Here is a 19,290-nt window from a genome sequence, read left to right on the forward strand (position 1 = left end):
GAAACGGAACCTTTAAACTTTATTCTTCTAATACGTTAACTGTTATTGTTTTATCTACTTTCCAGACATCATCTACTTTTACAGATTCTGCTACAGAGTCCTTGTAGGTATTTATGAGTCTTACATTTTTTTCTCCTACCTCATCAAAAAGCACATAAATTAATTCATCTGAAGAATTTTTTCCTACGCCAGATTTTACAAAACGTGCATAGTTTAGAGTATCTGCTGCGGTAAAATTACCATTCATATACCGCATACCATCTTCAATTTGCCACTGGTGACTTATTAAACCTCTAGACAAATCGTTAAAAGCAACATACTTGTTTACTGCTACAACTCTTTTTTCTTCTTCGTTTTCATCAAGATCAAAAGAGGTCCAAATGGTAATACTAGAAAAGTCTCCGTATGGTGGCTCATAATCATCTTCTTCTGAACAACTAACAGTAAAGCATAACACCGTTAATGCTACAGCACATTTTATTTTATTATGTATTGTTTTCATAGGTTTATATTTTAGTTGTTAAGCTTATTATTGTTAAGTGTTTCGCCTTGAGGAATATCAAAATAACCTGTTTGACCAGCAGACCAAGCCGATGCAGCATCTATATACTCTGAGAATTTTTTAGGACCATTACCTGTTTGCAACAAACTTTGTTTACGAACAGCTTCCTTACCATTAGTTCTAATATATGTATAATCTGCTACAGAAAATACTTGTGTACTTAAATCCTGAAATCTTTCTAACGTAACTCCCCAACGACGTAAATCTATAGTCCTTGTAGAAAAACCTTCTAAAGACAACTCTAAAGGATATTCTTTATACATTAAATGCTCCATTAAAGATGATGATGAATATGTAACACCATCAAAATCGTGTGCACTGCCATCTGGCATACCCAACAATTGTAATCCCCAACGTTGACGTATTTGATTAACTAAATTTAATGCTCCGCTTACGTTACCTGCATTTAGCATACATTCTGCTTGCATTAAATACACTCCAGACAAACGGTTAACAACTATGTTTCTACCAGATTTCCAAGGAGAAGTAGAGGTTTCAAACTCGGTTATATGCCCTATATGATTGGTATATTTTTTATAATTAGAAAATCTTGTGTTACCAAAAGTTGTAGTTTGTGGTGCTACATAACCGTAGTATTCTGATAGTTCATCATTAACCACAGCAATGGTCTGTGACGCTCTTAAAGGTATAGTTTTAAGCGTACCAGTAATATCGCCATCTATGTAATTTCTAGGATCTTGTGTGTCCATAGGTTCTGTAGAATACGCATATGTTAACCAAGCAGAAGGCAACAACTGTGCTTGTCCGCCTATAGCTAATTTTTCTTCTGCGTGCCTAGCTGTTGGCGCTGTTCTACGTGCCAATCTGTTATTAAAAGATTCTTCATTAAAAAAGCCATCTTCTAATTGTTGATCATTTGCATAGTTAATTTCAAAAATAGATTCTGAGTTAAACTCACCTGCAGTGGTAAACATTTTAGAAATATCTTGCTCTAACTCATACCCATAATCACCTCTTACATTGTTAATAATGTCGTTAAAATAAGTACTTGCTTTATCATACTCTCCCCTATACAAATAACTAGTTCCCAATATAGTTGCAGCTGCACCAGCATCTACTCTAGATTTAGGTTCCATTTGCAATGGTAAGTTATTATAAGCATACTCTAAATCTTCAGTAAAAAAAGCTATTACTTCTTCTGATGTAGATAATGCTTTAGAGTACTCTGCATTTGATTTTGGTGCAGACTCTCTAATAATAATTTTTCCTTCATTAAAAGTTGAATGTAAGTAAAAATGCATTAAACCTCTAAAAAAACGTGCTTGTGCCATTTGTTCTGTCCATCTTTTTTTAGATTTAAGATCATCTGTCATAGAGTTTAAACCCTCTATAACTTGGTTAGCTCTCCAAATTACTCTGTATTTAGAATCCCATCTTTTTTGAACAATAGGATTATCAAAAGTTAAACGATGTTGGTACCAAGGCAAATAAGCACCAGTTGGATTATTTCTAGGTCCTGGATGTGCCAAATCTGTACGATAAAATTCCTCTTCTAAACCTAGTATGTTATGGTCTAACATACCGCCGTATAAAGATGTAAGATTAGACTCTGACTCCTCTAGAGTTCTCCAATATGTATCTGAAGATAAAAAATTTGGATTGGTTTCTTCTAGATAATCTGAACAGGATTGAAAAACTCCTGTCGCAATTAATACGATTATAATTATATACTTTTTCATAATGTTGTGTTTAGAAGCTTATATTAATACCTAGTGAATACAAAGATGTTAATGGAAATCTAGATAAATCTAGTCCTCTTTGTGCTACATTGCCCCCACCTACTTCGGGGTCATAACCATCATAACCAGTAATTGTTAACGGATTTTGTGCAGAAAAATAGATTCTTAATTTAGAAATTCCGTTTCTCATTAACATATCTTTATCTAAGCTATACCCTAAAGAAACTTGTTTAAGTCTTAGGTAATCTCCGCTCTCTACCCACATATCTGTATCGCCATCATAATTTGGGTGTCTACCATTACGGTCTATATAAAAAGGTACATTAGATGTTGGGTTCTCTGGTGTCCACATATTATATAAATCTCTGTGACGACCTCTAGTAAAAGCATCTGCTTTTGTACCGTTTATAATTTCTGCTCCTACAGATGCGTACCAGTTCATAGAAAAATCGAAATTCTTATAAGCCCAAGTAAAGTTTAAACCAGCCTCAAAATCTGGTAAACCGCTACCAGAATATACTCTGTCATCATCTGTAATTTTACCATCGCCAGCATCTGCAATACCATCATTATCTGTATCTACAGTTTTTTGATCTGTATAAATTAAATCACCTAGTCTTGCATTAGAATCTAATTCTTGGTAAGCTAGCAGTTGTTCTTCTGTTTTTATAGTTCCTTGTGTTTGGTGTAACCAAAATGAAGCTGCTTCTCTACCAACTTTAAAAACTGTAACAGGAGAACCAAGCACTTGAGAATTAGAGTTGTAAATAATATCTACACCATCTACAATACTTGTAATCTCATTAGAGTTTTTAGTAAACGTAGCACCAATAGTAATTTTGCTTTTCCCTATTTTTTCGTTGTACTGTGCGCCTATTTCTAACCCCTTGTTAACCATATTACCAATGTTTAAAATTACATTTTGTGGCTGACCAGAAACAACACCTGTAGATCCCGGTAACCTAACAGGAAATAACATATCTTCCTTTTTAGTTACGTAGTAATCTGCTGTAAGTGTAAATTTATTTTTAAAGAAACCTAAATCTATACCAATATTATCAGATATTGATGTTTCCCATTTTACTTGTGGATTAGAATAAGCTACTATTGCAGAACCTAAGTTTACAACTGCATCATTAGGATCAAAAATATAATCTCTTTCTCCTGAGATTACAGATGCAAACTGATAATCGTTAAAGCTATCATTACCAACAGTACCGTGACTGGCTCTAATTTTAAAGTTATTTACTGTTCCTTTTAAAGAAGACCAAAACTCTTCACTAGATACATTCCACGCTCCAGATATAGAAGGAAAGTTACCCCAACGGTAGTTTTCTCCAAATTTACTAGAACCATCTCTTCTAATTAAACCAGATAATAAATATTTACCCTTGTAGTTGTATTGTAACCTACCTATTAAACCTATATTTTTTCTAACATAGTTAATTCCTGACTCTGCTAAAGGATCTTGTCCTGCGTTGTTTAAAACTTCTACCTCGTTAGAAATAACTCCGTTTCTAGAAGCTATAAAAGACTGAAAATTTCTTTCATCAAAAGATGTACTTGCCAAAGCAGTAACCGTATGGTCTCCAAAAGATTTTTTATAGTTAAAGCTACCATCCCAGCTAAAAACACTTAATCTAGAAGACTCTGCAGATACACCGCTTTTTAACGGATCTACTTCAGATGTTTCTGTAGTCACATCAAAAAGCTCAAATCTTGGTCTAAATATGTTTCTAATACTATTGTTTATGTTAGCACCTATTCTAGTTGTAAAATTAAGATCGTCTGTAATTTTACGGTTAATACTTAAACTAACATTAATTTTGTCTGTCTTTTGGTTATCGCTTCTTTTTAAATTTTGTGCTAAAGTATTTAAAGGAGTTTCTACACCACCTTGACCAGACTCTGTAAAAAAGACATCGGAATCTCTATCAATTATAGGATAATAAGGCTTGTAACGTATAGCATTAGTAAGCAAACTATTTGTTGCCCTGTTTCTATCTTCTAATGTATACCCAATACTTGTATTAATTTTCCAGTTTTCTGTGTTGTAGGTTGTATTTGCTCTACCATTATACCTTCTAAAAGAAGAGCCAATAAGTACACCATCTGCATCAAAATAACCACCTACCACGTTGTAAGTAAATTTTTCTGTACCTCCAGAAATGTTTAAATTATAGGTTTTGCTTTCTGTATTATTTATTAAAACAATGTCTCTTAAATCGTTATCATTACTTAACCATTCTGCTCTATTTGGCCCTGGATCAAAAGCTTGTGGGTAGTACTTCTTCATTTGTGTTTCAAAATAAAGCTGCTCCTTCGTATTTAAAAGTGGTATATTTTTACCTAAATCCTGTATACCGTAAGAGTGATTAAACTCTACACGCATTGCTCCTTCTTTACCTCTTTTTGTTGTAATTAATATTACACCTGCTGCACCACGAGTACCATATACAGCTGCAGAAGCGGCATCTTTAAGTACATCTATAGTTTCTATTTCGTTTGCACTTAACCTAGGATCTCCTTGCTGTGGTATACCATCTACAACAAACAATGGTGTATTGGTACCAGACAAAGAGGTTATACCTCTAATTTGTATGCTAGACTGTTCTCCTGGTTCTCCAGAATTTGCGGTAATATTTACACCAGCTACTTGCCCTTGTAAAGCAGAAGCTAAATCTGGTGTAATAAATTGTTCTACTGCCTCTGACTTTATTTGTGCTACGGCTCCGGTAAGTTCCTTTTTCTTAACTGTACCGTACCCTATAACAACTACCTCGTCTAGAGTTTCTAAATCTGTATCTAAAACAACATTAAGTTTGCTGCCAGTTACTTTTATAGATTTAGGTTCCATTCCTATAAAACTAAATTCTAGGATAGCTCCTACTTTAGTTTTTATAGCATAATTACCATCAAAATCTGCTGCTACACCATTTGTTGTTCCTTTTTCTACTACAGACACTCCTGCAATGGGTAAACCATCATCAGAGCTTGTTACTGTTCCTTTTACTTCTAGTTCTTGTGCTATTGCACTAAAAGTAAAGAACAACAACACAAAAGTTAGTAGTACTTTAGAACCAATTGCCTTTGGTTTTAGAGTTTTTGTTTTGTTTTTCATTTTCTTAAGTTTTAGTTTTTTAGTTTTAGTTAGTTTCCTTTTTATCGCTATCTACTTCATTTATATATTGATTTTAATTATTACTTATTTAAATTTTAGTTTACCCACAGAATCATCTGCTTCTAAAATTTTAGTTGCTTTACCTTTGTATTTATTCTTTTTAAACTGAACATTTTTTGAATGCTCTATTCTTATAGCCGGATTACTTGTATGTAACTGCGGAAAAGTACCTGAGTTTGTTATTGTGTTTTCTTTAAATAATAAACCGTCTGTATTTTTTACCTGAAGAATTAAATTATCAAACTGGTTAAAAGTATTGTTCTCTATTGTGATGTTTTTAAATGCAATGTTTTCATTATAATCATCTGTATCAAACCTAATAACACCTCTATTAAAACCGCTATGCTGACAATCTTGAAAAGTATTTCCTGTAATTAACAAATCACTTGCACTACCAGACTCATACCAATGTCCGCTTTCTACTGGTATTAAAATAGCTTCCATTTCTGTACTAAAAAAGTTGTTTTTAATTACCGTTTTTCTAGGTGTAGAAATTAACAAACCACGTGCTCTGTTGTTTTTAATGGTACAATTTTCTACCGTTAATTCTGGGTAAGCATCTAGATTCTCTATTAAATCGCCAACTTTAAGATCTGCTGGTAATTTTTCATTAAAAGTTATAATTTGATATCTACTGTTTATATTTTTTATACTTTTTATAGAATTGTTTGCAAACGGAAAAAATGAATTACTTAAACGTAAAAAACCAATTTTATCGTTAGTTCTTCCTATTACATATCCTTGTTGCTGAAAATGCCCCATTCTAATACCTAAAGTATACTCGTCTTTTATATCTTGAATAATTTGGTACGTACCGTGTACATTTGTTGCATCATCTAACTGATTGGTTAAAATGCAGTTTTTTAACACAACCTTACCTCTACAGCCTACAAAATGTGTAGCATCTGCACTTGTAGATACCATACGCCCTTTAGATGGTGTTACATTAAAAGCGTCTAAAATAAGATTCTCGCTATTTTCTGCAATTAATCCCATACCACCTGCATGGTGCACATTTACGTTAGTAGCATTAAAACCAATAGTGTTAGATACTCTAAAAGCAGGTGCCAACCTATTGTGTTGTTGCTCTCCTTTGCTAACTATGATTTTACCAACTTCTGGCAACTTTTTTTTATGATTATAAATACGGACTAAACCTGGCTTAATTTCCTTAAAAACCATATTATATTCTCTACCAATAATTCTTTTATCTGGATCTTGCCTGTCTGTAGGGTACTTGTATTTTATATTATCTATGTTACGACTAACATTTACCTTTTTATATAATGCCAAAGATGTATAAGCCTCTGTATCAAATGAAATTGCTTTACGTATTGGATCATATAAAATTGCCTGACCAAAATCGTGCTCATAATATTCTTTCACAAATATTAGTTGTTCATTTCTAATCTCGTAAGGGTACTCATTAGATATTTGAATATCAAAAGTGTGTTCTTCATTATTATTAGCCACAACTGTAGCCTCACTATGAAAAGATTGCGCCCAATCTACAGACACATTTTTTATTGTAATATTAGTAGCATTGTCTATTAAAAAAGGAATCATTCTTCCGTGAAAAATAAAACTAGAACCCTGACCGTCTATTGTTAGGTTTTTAAAACCGTTTAAAGGAAAAGCTGTTTTTACAATAACATCATTATGGTTAGATATATGTACAAACTTTTCTAATCCCAAATCTGGATAAAAATGATAAGTACCTTTTTCAAATTTAATTTCTGAAATTGGTGCTACCTCTGCCTGCATTACTCTTGCTAATACACTAGCAGTTGCATCTTCTGCTATATCTAATGTAAATAGTACTTTTTCTGGTGCTTTGTTTTGCCCATAACCAGTACTTGATATAAATGAAACTAGTACAATAAATAGTGCTAATTTTAGATTCGTATTATTTCTGAGATTATTGTTCATTATTTACTTATAATATGTTAATTATTTTATAAAGTTGCAGATTTTACACAATAACTTTGTCTATACCCGTAAATCAAATGTAGCTTTCAGTAAAATAGATTGTAATAAACTGTTAATCAATATTTTAATCACGCAAAAACTCTTTTATATTTTCATTTAAAAACTTCAAAAACAGGCATAAACACCAATAAAACTACTGCTGTATTCCTGTTTTAAACCTAAAAAGTTGTGAAAATACCCTAAATGTTTAGCTACTGTAAAAAACAGTATCAAAAAGAGTTGTTTTGATCATGGTATATAATAAAAAAAAGCAGCTTCTATTTGGTTATTTAAACCTATAGAAACTGCCTTTAATCAACAGAATGTTTTCCCCCAACAATCTACTTTATCATAAAATCATAAGTACCTTTTAAATTTGCAGAAGTAGCTTTAACTGGCACAGATCCAGATATATTACCAACCTTAACTACTGCTGTAGCAATACCTGCTTCTGCCTTAATTGCTTCATCATTTAAAACTTCTAATCCATTACCAAGTGTAATATTTATTGTATCATTAAAATCTGGTATTACAGTACCATTAGCATCTACTGCTGCTATGTAAACAAACAAAACATCGTTTACATTTGCTGTAGCAGGCTTGCCACTTTCATCTACCCAAATTTTTAATTTTGTAGCTTTTTCTGGAGTTGATACTTTATCTTCTGCTACTTGTTTACCGTTAATAAAACCTTTAGCTACTAAAGTGCCTGCTGTAAAAGATCCTAATTTAAAAGTAAATGGCGGATGTGTCAATTTTGTTGAAATAGCATCTTCATCTGGTTTTTGAGTAGCTATTAACTCATCATTTAAAAACAGCTTCACTTCATCTACATTAGAAAATATTTTTACATCTGTAGGCGAACTTTTATTCCAGTATGTAGCTATTTTTAATACCTTTTTATGATTAAAGTTTTGTTGACTTTGATAAAAGTAATATGCAAACTTTGGCAATCTAAAGATATCCATAATACCTGAAGCTTCAATATCATTATGATACCCACGGTTATAGTCATACATTACCCAATAACTGTCTGAGTATGCAGGAGTATTTAAATTATCATTATGAGATTCTTGTACGTTATATGCCTGTTGCAACAGCCTAATTTCGCCATCTGCTCTTAACTGTCTACTACTCTTTTCTAGCCTAATATCTTTTGGTAATTTATGCTGATTTAAGCCTGCGTTGTTAGAGTAATACTCCCAATCTCCGTATTCAGACACAGAGTACGGTTTATCTTTTAGTTCATGCGGATGTAAAATTCTGTGTTGGCGCGCTTGCAAATAAATATCATACACATCATCCATCCAACCACAAGAATATACATTGTCTCCAGGGTATTCTGCATGTACAATTTCATTTAACTTTTCCATAAAAAAGATAGGCATTTTAGTTTCGTTTAAAGATACTTCCCAAGCTAAAACAGATGGCCTGTTCCTGTCTCTACGTATTAATTGGGTTGCAGAACGGTAACAATATGCCCTAAACTCATCTGTATCATTATAATATTGCCAACCCATAATAGCATCTATAACTACTAAACCTAACTCATCACAAGCATCTAAAAAAGCTGGAGATTGCGGATAATGTGATAATCTTATGTAGTTAAAACCAGCTTCCTTAATTTTTTTAGCATCGCGGTACTGCGCATTATCAGACAGGGCATAACCAATAAAGGGATATTCTTGGTGTCTATTTACTCCTCGTAAAAATGTTTTTTCACCATTAACATACAATTGGTTTTCTTTAAATTCAAAAACACGAATACCAAACTTCGTTTTTTCTAAATCTACTGTTTTGCCATCTATTTGTATTTTGGTTTCTAATACGTACAAATTAGGGCTGTCTGGCGACCACAAATCAGGATTATCTAAATGTAAATCTGCAATATGATCTGTGTTTTTATTAGCTGCAATTACTATTTCTTTTGATGTGTATTCCTTTACAACTTTTCCTTTTTTAAGTATATTTTGTACTACAGTAATACTTTGTTCCTGTTTACTATCATTGGCAACATTTGTTTTAATTTTTACCACAGAAGAAGATGTACTAACTTTTGGGTAGGTTATAAAAATACCACCACCAGCAACTTTGTTAGCCAATACAGCATTAGAAATATGTACATTTTCTTTAACAGATAACTTTGCGTTTCTATACAGACCACCATACATATTAAAGTCTAACCTTTTTAAAGGCTTTGGACCTGTAATGTCATTATCTGTATTATCTAGCCTAATAGCAATAGAATTTTTTCCTGCTTTTATGTAGTTTGATAAATCTAAAATTACTGGTAAATAACCGCCATGATGTTCTGAAACTAATTTTTCGTTTACCCAAATTTTTGAAAAATTCATTGCAGCTTCTAATTCAAAAAATACCTTTTTATTAGTATCTTCCTTAGAAATTGTAATTGTTCTTCTGTACCAACAAATGCCTTGCCACTGGTTGTTAACAACTAGTGGCTCTAGATTTGCAGTATGCGGTAATTGCACGTCTTGCCAATCTTTGTCGTTAAAATTTGCTGTAAACAATTCTTTATCAGATGTTTTAGACTCGTCTACTATTTTAAATTTCCAATCCTTATTAAGGTTAATTGTTGTAGGCTCATCTTGGGCACAAGAGTGCAGTGCTAAACTTAATAATAAAATAAAAAAAGTATAAGCAGTTTTAATTTTTAGGTGATTCATTTTTAATTATTCTTATTTTTTATGAGCCTTTTTTAAGTAAGCTTTATACTCTTTATTCATTTTTTTATGTCCAATTTCTTCGCCAGCAAGCATTTTTTTATACTCATCTGGTCTCTCTTTTTTAACCCAAGCAATTAACTCTGGTCCGTTTGTTATTACAGGGTTATAAACATCACTAACAGGTTTCATTTGCTCATCAAAAAGAATTGTTTGTGCTCTAAGCTTATCTAAAACATCTTTGTATTTTGGATCTTCTGCTAAGTTTACCAACTCATTAGGATCTTCTGTTAAATGGTATAGTTCTTCTTTTGGCTTTGTAGGCGCAAAAAATGGAGCTTGGTTCTCGTTTAACTTTCCTTCTTTATAAAGCGTACGCATTACGTGTACAGCTGGTCTATAAAACTCTAAATATGCTTGGTGCGCATCATAAGGCACCTCTGGCATATCATTACGTATGTAAGACCATTCTGTTGTGGTTACAGATCTAGATTTTTCCATTATTTCATCCCATAAATCCCTAGCCGCATAATTATATTCTCTATTAAAATCCTCACTAAAAATAGGTGTACCCGTCATATAACTTGGCACTTTTATACCAGCAAAATCTACAATACTTGCAGTTATATCTGTTGCACTAACTACATCTTCTCTTACATTATTTCCTTTAAACTTTGCTGGGTAATGTATTAGTAAAGGAATACGTAAACCAGGATCTTGTAAATACCCTTTACCACGAATATTGCAACGACCGTTATCACCTATAAAAATTACAATAGTATTATCTGCTAATCCTTTATCTTCTAATTCTTTAAACAACATTCCCACTTCATTATCCATATATTCTATTTGGTCTAAATATTTAGCCCAATCTAGTCTTACTGCAGGATGATCTGCCATATAAGGAGGCAGTGTAAGTGTTTCTGGGTTTACTGGGTGTTTAGATTCTTTTCTAATCTGGTCCCACCAATCTCCTCTGTGCGTAACTTGTAATTGTATTTGAGCAAAAAATGGCTGATCAGATTTTTCTATAGTATCATATTTATCAAACAAACCAAATTGAGTTTTTCCGTCCCACTCACCAATAGCTTCATGCTTAAAATTTACATCTATTTTTCTACCTTTATTTAAAACAGCGTGGTTGCCTAAAATGGTTGTATACCCAGCATCTCTTAGTAACTTAGTAAAAGGTGTAAACTTAGCATCTAAAGGAACCTCCCTGTTGCTACGGTGATTATGCGTATTTGTTTTTAGTTGATGTGTACCCACCATCATAGCAGATCTACTGGGAGAACATATAGGGTTTGTAACAAAGGCATTGGTAAAAAGTACACCTTCTTTTGCCATTTTATCTAAAAACGGAGTTTTAACATCTGGCATACCATAACACGCTAAATCTGTGCTCATATCTTCTGCCATTATCCAAATAATATTTGGCTTTTTAGCTTCTGTAGGTGCTTCTACAGCTGCTACTTTTTTATCGGTTTTACCACCACAAGCCATTAACAATAAAGTCAAGGCTATACACCATAAAATTTCTTTTACTTTAATCATAGTTTTTAATTTTTAAATACGCCTCCAGAAAATGGATAATGCGCTATTGGCACACTTTGTTCTTTTAATATTTTGTTTGCTTTGGCTACTATTTCTGGGTATTTAGCAGATACATCTTCTTTCTCAAACAAATCTGTTTCTAAATTATATAATTCTGTGTGATAATTATCTTTATAACGTACTGCTTTCCAATTACCAAACCTAGTAGCTTGTCTGTAGCCTTTTACAGACCTACCTTCTTGTATTTCCCAGTATAAAAAATTATGTTTTTCTTGTTCTTTACCTAAAAGTTCTGGTAAAAAAGAAATTCCGTCTGTTTTATTTGGCACTTTTGCCTTTGCTACTTCTGCTAAAGTTGGCATAACATCATAAAAAGTACTAGGATGATTACTTGTTGTTCCTCCTTTTATTTTTTCTTTCCAATAAGCAATCATTGGTACTCTTACACCACCTTCATATACATCTCTTTTATAGCCATTAAGGTTTCCCGAACTATTAAAAAAAGTATAATCATGATGATTTTCATTGGTTGGTCCGTTATCACTAGAAAATACAATTAACGTATTTTCTAACTCGCCACTTTCTTTTAGTTTAGTAAACAAACGTTTTATTTGTGTATCTAACATTGTAATACGTGCTGCGTGTCTACGCTCTATCTCTGGCCACTCTTGTATTTTATCACTGTACAAATCATTTTTACTTAAAAAGAACTCGTGTGCGTGTGGCGTTCTGTAAGACATGTATAAGAAAAATGGCTTACTAGCTTCCTTATTATCTAAATATTCTAGTGCAAAATTAGTCCTAAACTCATCTAAACAACTGTAGTTATTGTAATTGTAAAAAATAGAATCTTGGTTGTTGTTTACCCAGTGTACGCGTTCATCAATCTCATTACCTTTAGCATCTTCTCCCCACTGTTCTTGTACTGCATAGGTAAATCCTCTGCCTTTTGCCCAGGTAGATACATCTTCTGGTACTCCCAAATGCCATTTACCAATCATAGCTGTTTGGTAGCCAGATTGCTGTAACATTTCTCCTATTGTTTTTTCCGATTTTTTTAAAGGTACTCTATCGTATTTATTAGGATATTCGCCTTTATTACCACGAATACTAACGTGGCCTGTGTGTAAGCCTGTCATTAATACAGCTCTAGATGGTGAACATACAGATGTACCAGAATAAAAGTCTGTAAAACGCATACCTTCTGATGCTAAACTATCTAAAAACGGGGTTTTAATTACTTTTTGTCCGTAAGAACCTAGCTCACCATAGCCCATATCGTCTGCCAACAAAAATATAATGTTTGGTTTTTTAGTCTGAGGGGTTTCTTTAGGTTCTTTACCAGTTAAAGCAATGTCTTTTTTATCTTTAGAACCGCATGAAATACATATTGCAAGTATAAAGGTTGATAAAATAAGGTTTTTCATAAATTTAATCTTCTATTTTGTATAAACAGGAACAGCTTCCTTTTCCCAATTTGCAAGGTCATTTTTAAGCTCTTCTTCTATTTGAAGACCTTTACCTATTAAATCATCTTGCTCGCTTATATCTTTAGCAACATTAAATAAATGGTACGTACCACTGTGGTATTTTATAAGTTTAAAGTCTCCCGCCATTACAGCTGCATACTGATCTTCATAACTTCTAAAAAAGTATAAATTTCTTTTTTCTAGTGTTTCACCTTTTAAAACTGGTAGTAAACTAACACCGTTAATCTGGTTGTCTTCACATTTTTTACCAGAGGCAATTTCTATTAAAGTAGGATAAATATCTATAGACTGCACAGGTACATTGGTCTCTGTATTAGCTTTAGTTATTCCTGGATAATTTATAAGTAATGGCACACGAGCACCACCTTCTCCTAACGTATTACCTCCTTTTTTACCACCGCTTAAAGGTGCATTTGTATACGCGCCACCTTGGTCTGATAGTACAATGATTACTGTGTTATCTGCAATTCCTTTTTCTTCTAATGCTTTGCGTACACGACCAACAGACTCGTCCATAGCTTCTACCATAGCAGCGTGGTGTGCATATTTACCCTCTAAGCCTGCATCTTGGTATTTTTTTAGTAAATCTTTACGACCAATAGACGGGCCATGAACAGAGTAATACCAAAACGAAAGCATAAATGGTTTTTTATTATCATAATCTTTTATAAAATTAACAGCCCCATCTGTAAGTACATCTGTTAAATAATCTCCTTTTTTAACTCCCGACTTTAAAAAACCTCTTGGATCATCTTGTGGTTTAAAAAATGGATAATAGTAACTTTTTGGATGTCCGGAGTTTGTTGTACCATATTCTGCATCAAAACCTTGATCTTTTGGGTAACGTCCTGGATGACCCAAATGCCATTTACCAATAAACATATTATAATACCCTAATTCTTGTAAACGCTCTGCATAAGTTACCTCTTTTAAAGGCAAGTAGTTTCTAGAAGGCATTTGTACAGGATCTGTGGGCCATAAATTATACTCTGCGTCAGGATTATTTTTATCTAAAGAAATATGTCTTGGCATACCTAATCTAATTGCTTCTTTACCTGTTAGTAAAGACAACCTACTTGGACTACAAGTAGGTGTTGGTATATATGCTCTAGTAAAATCTAAACTTTCTTTTTTAAATTTATCTAAGTTAGGTGTAGTAAAGGTTTGGTTTCTATACCCAATGTCAGACCAACCATAATCGTCTACAAATAATAGTACAATGTTTGGCTTTTCAGTTTTTATTACTTCTTCTTTTACTGTTACCTCTACTGTTTGTGATGGTTTATTTTTACAAGATGTAAAAACCAATCCTGTAATGGTGACAGTAGCAAGTAGTAAGGTGTTTTTGTAAATGTTTGCTCTTTTCAAAATATAAAAATGTTTAGCGTAAATATCTCTAATATCATTAGAGCAAATGTGTCTAGTAGTTTACAATATGTATTTATAAGTAAATTAAACGCACATTACTAGTTAAAGCTACATACTTTTTACACAAAAAACCAGAACATATATATGTTCTGGTTTAATTAATTAAAACTAAATACTCATTTAAGAGCCATTATTAAAAACACATTCTTAATTAATTACATTGTTCGCTTGTTTTAGCTTGTTCATCTGTTACTATTACATAATCTTCTACAAAGCCAATACCTTCTACACTATTTTCATCTAAATTAACTGTATAATTTGGCGTGTTTACTATTGCACTTATAGATGGTCCGTTATAAGATTCTCCTTCGGCAACAATAGGATTCTCATTTATTAAACTTCTTAAATTACATGGCATATACTTATAATGTTTAGGCTTTAACTGAGCTTCTTTGTTACCGTAAGTAGCCTTAACATTACTAATTGTTACGTTACTAAAAGTACCTTTTGTTAACCCTGGAGTTGAGTATTTTTTAGAAACAAAGCCACCCTCTAAACGTACAGCAAAGCCACAACTATTAGCTGTTATACCATTTACATATACTTTACCGTTATGCATAGCATGCGGAGAAACCATAACTGCTGCATTACCATTGGTACAAGAAATATTTTCTCCAAACATATCTTCTACTCCTCCTTTTTGTAGGTCGTTCATAAATGTCCAACCAGTTTCTAACCTTAATGTTACACCACCAGTACCTTTAAGTTTTTTGTATAAAACATTTTTTGCTGCTTGTACTTGCACTAGACCATAACCGTAGTCAGAGTTTAATGTATTGGCATTTTTAACAACACCATTTCTAGGCCAAAAATATTTGTCATTAAACTTTGTAATTCCCATAGTAACAGAGGAGAACTTGGTTAACTTATCTAATATTTTAAAGTCTGATATTGAAAAATTATCTACATTATTAAAGTTAAACACAGCAACATTTGGATTGTTAGCCTTGGTTAAATCTACAATAAATTTATTTGAAGATGCACTACTAAAACTAACGTTTTTAATTACATCAGATTCTTTACCAAAGGTAAACATTGCGTAGTTTTTATCTGTATTAGGCCTAATAGATGGTCTAATTACAGCTTCGTCACTTACAATAATATGTACATTAGATTTTAGTTTTACATTAGATACAGAATAATTACCTTTTGGTATTAGTAGTTTGCCCCCCCCTTTAGCAGAAACATCATCAATTGCTTTTTGAAATTTTTGACTATCATCTGTACTAAAAATTTTATCTACTCCGTAATCTGTAACTAAATCTTTTGTTACTGCATAACTAGTTGGTGGTGTGTAAAAATCTTTTTCTTTAAGCAATAAAACTTTTACACTAGTGCCCTCATCTAAAAGAGCACTAGAATTATCTAATGATACAGGGTCTTGTAAATCATCATTTGAACAAGAAATAAAACCTGCTGCTAATAGCCCTAAAAAAATACTTTTAACTCTTAAATTATTAAATTTAGGAGCTTGGTAGTATACCCAACTGTTTAAATTGTTTTTCATCATAGTAAAAAAATTAAAGTTGTTATTTATTTGTACTACAAATCTACTTGTAATATTTAGTAAGATTGTACTTACAAATAAATAAAATGTATTTACCAGTAAATCAACAAAAAAGACCCTTGTCCATGTCCTTATCAATAAAAAAACTAATTTATTTTTAGCTACATACAGGCAGTATTAACTTATTATATTTGACCTCATAGTACATAACCAATACTATTTTTTTAATTGATACTACAACCAAACAGTCTATGCCTAAAAGAGGATTTTTTACCACAATTAGTTATATTTTTATTCTTTTTCTTTCTTTTACAACTGCTTTTTCGCAATCTAAAAGTGGTATTACAGGTAAAGTTACAGAAGAAAACAACCAGCCTATAGAAGCTGCAACAGTCACGCTACTAAACCCAACAGATTCTACTTATGTAGATTATACTATTACAAATAGTACTGGTTATTTTAATTTAGATAAAGCAAAAGAAGGAAACTACATTTTACAAATTTCATTTATGGGGTTTGAGTCTTTTTCTAAAAACATTAATTTTAAAACTAACTTGTTAGACCTTAACACAATTGTACTTAAGGAAGATTCATTTGCTTTAGACGGAATAACATTAACTGCTGTTGTACCAATACAAATAAAGCAAGACACTATAGCTTACAACGCAAACTCGTTTAAAACAAATCCTGATGATAATTTAGAAGAATTACTAACCAAACTACCTGGATTAGAAATTGATGCTGACGGAAATATTAACGCTCAAGGTAATGAGGTTGCTAAAATAATGGTAGATGGTAAAGAATTTTTTGGTGGTGACCCATCTATTGTTTTAAAAAATTTATCTGCAGATGCAATAGCCAATATAGAAATTATAGATAAAAAAAGTGATGAGTCTGAACTTACAGGTGTAGATGATGGCAACAAACAAATGGTAATAAACTTTACTCTTAAAAAAACAAAAAAGAATAATGGTTTTGGCAAAGTATCTGCAGGTATGGGGTTAGATAGTAAGTATTTTAGCAACCTTAACTACAATAAGTTTACATCTAAAACTCAGTTTTCTGTAATTGGAAAATTAAACAACATAAACATTACTGGTTCTAATATACAAGGCTTTTTAAAAAATGCAAATGGTATTGCAGACGACTCTGATGATGATGACCAAACCAATCAAAAAAACAAAAGCTTAAGCGGATATTTAAAAACAGGTGTTGCAGGTATAAATATTGGTCACGAGTTTAAAGATAAAGAATCTTTAAATATAGATTTTTTTTACAATTTGTCTGACAATGAAGGTGTCTCTAAAACTAAACGAATAAATTTTTCTAACAACTCTAATTTTGATTTTAGAACAGAGAACACTTTTAATAACAGCTCTAATAACTACAATCTAAATTTTGATTATAAAAACAAGTCTAACAAAAACAATAGCTTATTAATTAAAGGAAAGTTTACCAAGGATAATATTGATTACATAACCAATAGAGATGGTTTTTATTTTAATGAGTTAAATGAATTGGCTACCTCTAATATAGCAGCATCTAATAATAAAAGAGATAAAAGCATTGGAGACGTTACTATTAATTTTTACCAACGTTTAGCAAAACTAGGACGTAGTTTTAATGTTGGCTTAAAAACAACAGCAAACAACTCTAACAGGTTAAATAACCAAACAACACTAATTACAAGAAGACAAAACACAGATAACCCTACCTCTAGTACTATTAATGCAATTAGAGATGAAGAGTTTTTAACCACTACGGTAAACCTCAACTTTAAATATACAGAGCCCTTAGGCAACAACCACTATGCAAAATTAGAGACTTATTTAAGAAACAGAACAAATAACGAAGATGTTCATCAGGCTAAAACTACAATAGGTACAACCACTAAAGATGAGTTACTTGCCTACAAATACAAGCATATAGAAAATAGTGCACAAACAAGACTTGTACATAGCTACAGTCCTGGTAAACTAAATACCTATGCTGCTATAGAATTACAAGAACTTGGCAGAACATTTGGCGTATTAACAGAAACAAACATTGTCTCTAACAAACTGTATGTTAATCCTATGGCAAATATTGTTTACAAGCCTGTTAGAGGTCAAAAATATAGACTTAATTACAAAAAATTTGTGCGCAACCCTAATAGTTTTCAAAGCTCTACGGTGATTAATGATATAAACCCATATAATATTAGAAAAGGAAACCCAGATTTAAATGCAGAAAAAACAAATGCATTTACCATAAATACTGTAGTGCATAACTTTAAATCTGACTTAAGTTTTAATACCAGGTTTGATTATCAAAATACAACAGATGCAATTATTAGAAGCGTTACTATAGATGATGATTATGTAAAAACTATTAGTTACCAAAATAGTGGTAAAAAAGAACGTTTTAGTAATAGTTTAAGCTTTGGTCAAAAACTAAAAGATATTGGACTTAGGTATACTTTTAAAAACAAAAATACCTACACCAGCGTAAATTCTATTGTTAACTTACAAACCAATAAAGTAAAGTCTACAGATATTATGCTTAGCTTACTTTTAGAAAATAGTAATAAAAGTACTTTAGACGTTAAAGCAGGTGCAACATACAGTACAAACAACACCACTTTTTCTATAGAAAACAACTTAGACCGTAAATATACTAAACAACAATATTTTGTAATGTTTGATAAAGACTTTACTAAAAAACTAAGCTTTAATACACAGTTAGATTATCTTGTTTTTGTTGATGATAAATTTGAGTCTAACCAAAAACTACCGTTATGGAATGCCACAGTTTCTTACGCCCTAAATAAAAACAGAAGTAATTTATTAAAATTGGTTTTGATAGATTTATTAGATAAAAATATAAATATAGCAAGAAGAAGTACCATAAATTATTTTGAAGAAACAGAATCTGAAAGTCTAGGTCGTTATGTTATTTTAAGTTTTACTCATAAACTAAGAGGAACAAAAAAGAAGACTAAATAACAAGTATCTAGCCTTCATTTTAAACTTAAAACAAACAATAATCTTATAATTGTTTTGCTACTTTTAGCAGCAAATCTTTTGTTTTTTGCACACCTTCTTCTTCAGATAGTAAAGTTCCCTCATATTCTATACCAACAAAACCAGTATATCCTGACTCTTTAACAAGTTTCATTATTTTATAAAAATCTATATCAGCTTCTGTACCATCAGCAGTAAAATTTCTACTTTTAGC

The 19,290-nt window shown here is 31.8% G+C and carries 10 protein-coding genes and 1 pseudogene; 1 reads left to right on the plus strand and 10 read right to left on the minus strand.

Annotation, left to right across the window (positions count from 1 at the left end; genetic code table 11):
* Window positions 1-19: 19 nt before the first annotated feature.
* From ABJD66_RS02605 to ABJD66_RS02645, 9 genes are all read right to left on the minus strand, one after another.
* Window positions 20-502 carry a hypothetical protein gene (locus ABJD66_RS02605; RefSeq protein WP_303544218.1) on the minus strand — a complete coding sequence of 161 codons (483 nt, stop codon included), beginning with the start codon at window positions 500-502 and terminating at the stop codon, window positions 20-22.
* Window positions 503-513: 11 nt separating this feature from the next.
* Entirely contained in the window at window positions 514-2,262 is a 1,749-nt protein-coding gene (locus ABJD66_RS02610; RefSeq protein ID WP_348127883.1) for a RagB/SusD family nutrient uptake outer membrane protein, read from the minus strand.
* Between the two features lie 10 nt (window positions 2,263-2,272).
* A complete protein-coding gene (locus ABJD66_RS02615; protein WP_100896482.1) occupies window positions 2,273-5,383 on the minus strand; it encodes a TonB-dependent receptor in 3,111 nt (1,036 codons plus the stop codon).
* A gap of 84 nt (window positions 5,384-5,467) precedes the next feature.
* Window positions 5,468-7,372 (minus strand): right-handed parallel beta-helix repeat-containing protein, encoded by a 1,905-nt coding sequence (locus tag ABJD66_RS02620; RefSeq protein ID WP_348127887.1) that lies wholly within the window; start codon window positions 7,370-7,372, stop codon window positions 5,468-5,470.
* A 380-nt stretch (window positions 7,373-7,752) separates the two neighbouring features.
* Window positions 7,753-10,098 (minus strand): glycoside hydrolase family 2 TIM barrel-domain containing protein, encoded by a 2,346-nt coding sequence (locus ABJD66_RS02625; protein ID WP_348127890.1) that lies wholly within the window; start codon window positions 10,096-10,098, stop codon window positions 7,753-7,755.
* Window positions 10,099-10,110: 12 nt separating this feature from the next.
* Window positions 10,111-11,649, minus strand: coding sequence for a sulfatase (locus tag ABJD66_RS02630; RefSeq protein ID WP_348127893.1), 1,539 nt, complete (start codon window positions 11,647-11,649; stop codon window positions 10,111-10,113).
* 5 nt (window positions 11,650-11,654) lie between these two features.
* On the minus strand, window positions 11,655-13,076 hold the full coding sequence (locus ABJD66_RS02635; protein WP_348127896.1) for an arylsulfatase: 1,422 nt from the start codon (window positions 13,074-13,076) through the stop codon (window positions 11,655-11,657).
* A 12-nt stretch (window positions 13,077-13,088) separates the two neighbouring features.
* The gene (locus ABJD66_RS02640; RefSeq protein ID WP_348127899.1) at window positions 13,089-14,507 is read right to left on the minus strand and encodes a sulfatase; all 1,419 of its coding nucleotides are present in this window, start codon (window positions 14,505-14,507) and stop codon (window positions 13,089-13,091) included.
* 211 nt (window positions 14,508-14,718) lie between these two features.
* Entirely contained in the window at window positions 14,719-16,077 is a 1,359-nt protein-coding gene (locus tag ABJD66_RS02645) for a hypothetical protein (RefSeq protein ID WP_348127902.1), read from the minus strand.
* A 248-nt stretch (window positions 16,078-16,325) separates the two neighbouring features.
* On the opposite strand from ABJD66_RS02645, the gene ABJD66_RS02650 reads away from it, so the two are divergent.
* The gene (locus ABJD66_RS02650) at window positions 16,326-19,058 is read left to right on the plus strand and encodes a TonB-dependent receptor (RefSeq protein WP_348127904.1); all 2,733 of its coding nucleotides are present in this window, start codon (window positions 16,326-16,328) and stop codon (window positions 19,056-19,058) included.
* Window positions 19,059-19,101: 43 nt separating this feature from the next.
* Here ABJD66_RS02650 and ABJD66_RS02655 read toward each other — a convergent pair.
* Window positions 19,102-19,290 (minus strand): annotated as a pseudogene (locus tag ABJD66_RS02655) (sugar phosphate isomerase/epimerase); the annotation flags it as partial.

Origin of the sequence: Cellulophaga sp., assembly GCF_039943695.1 — a bacterium.
GTDB lineage: Bacteria > Bacteroidota > Bacteroidia > Flavobacteriales > Flavobacteriaceae > Cellulophaga.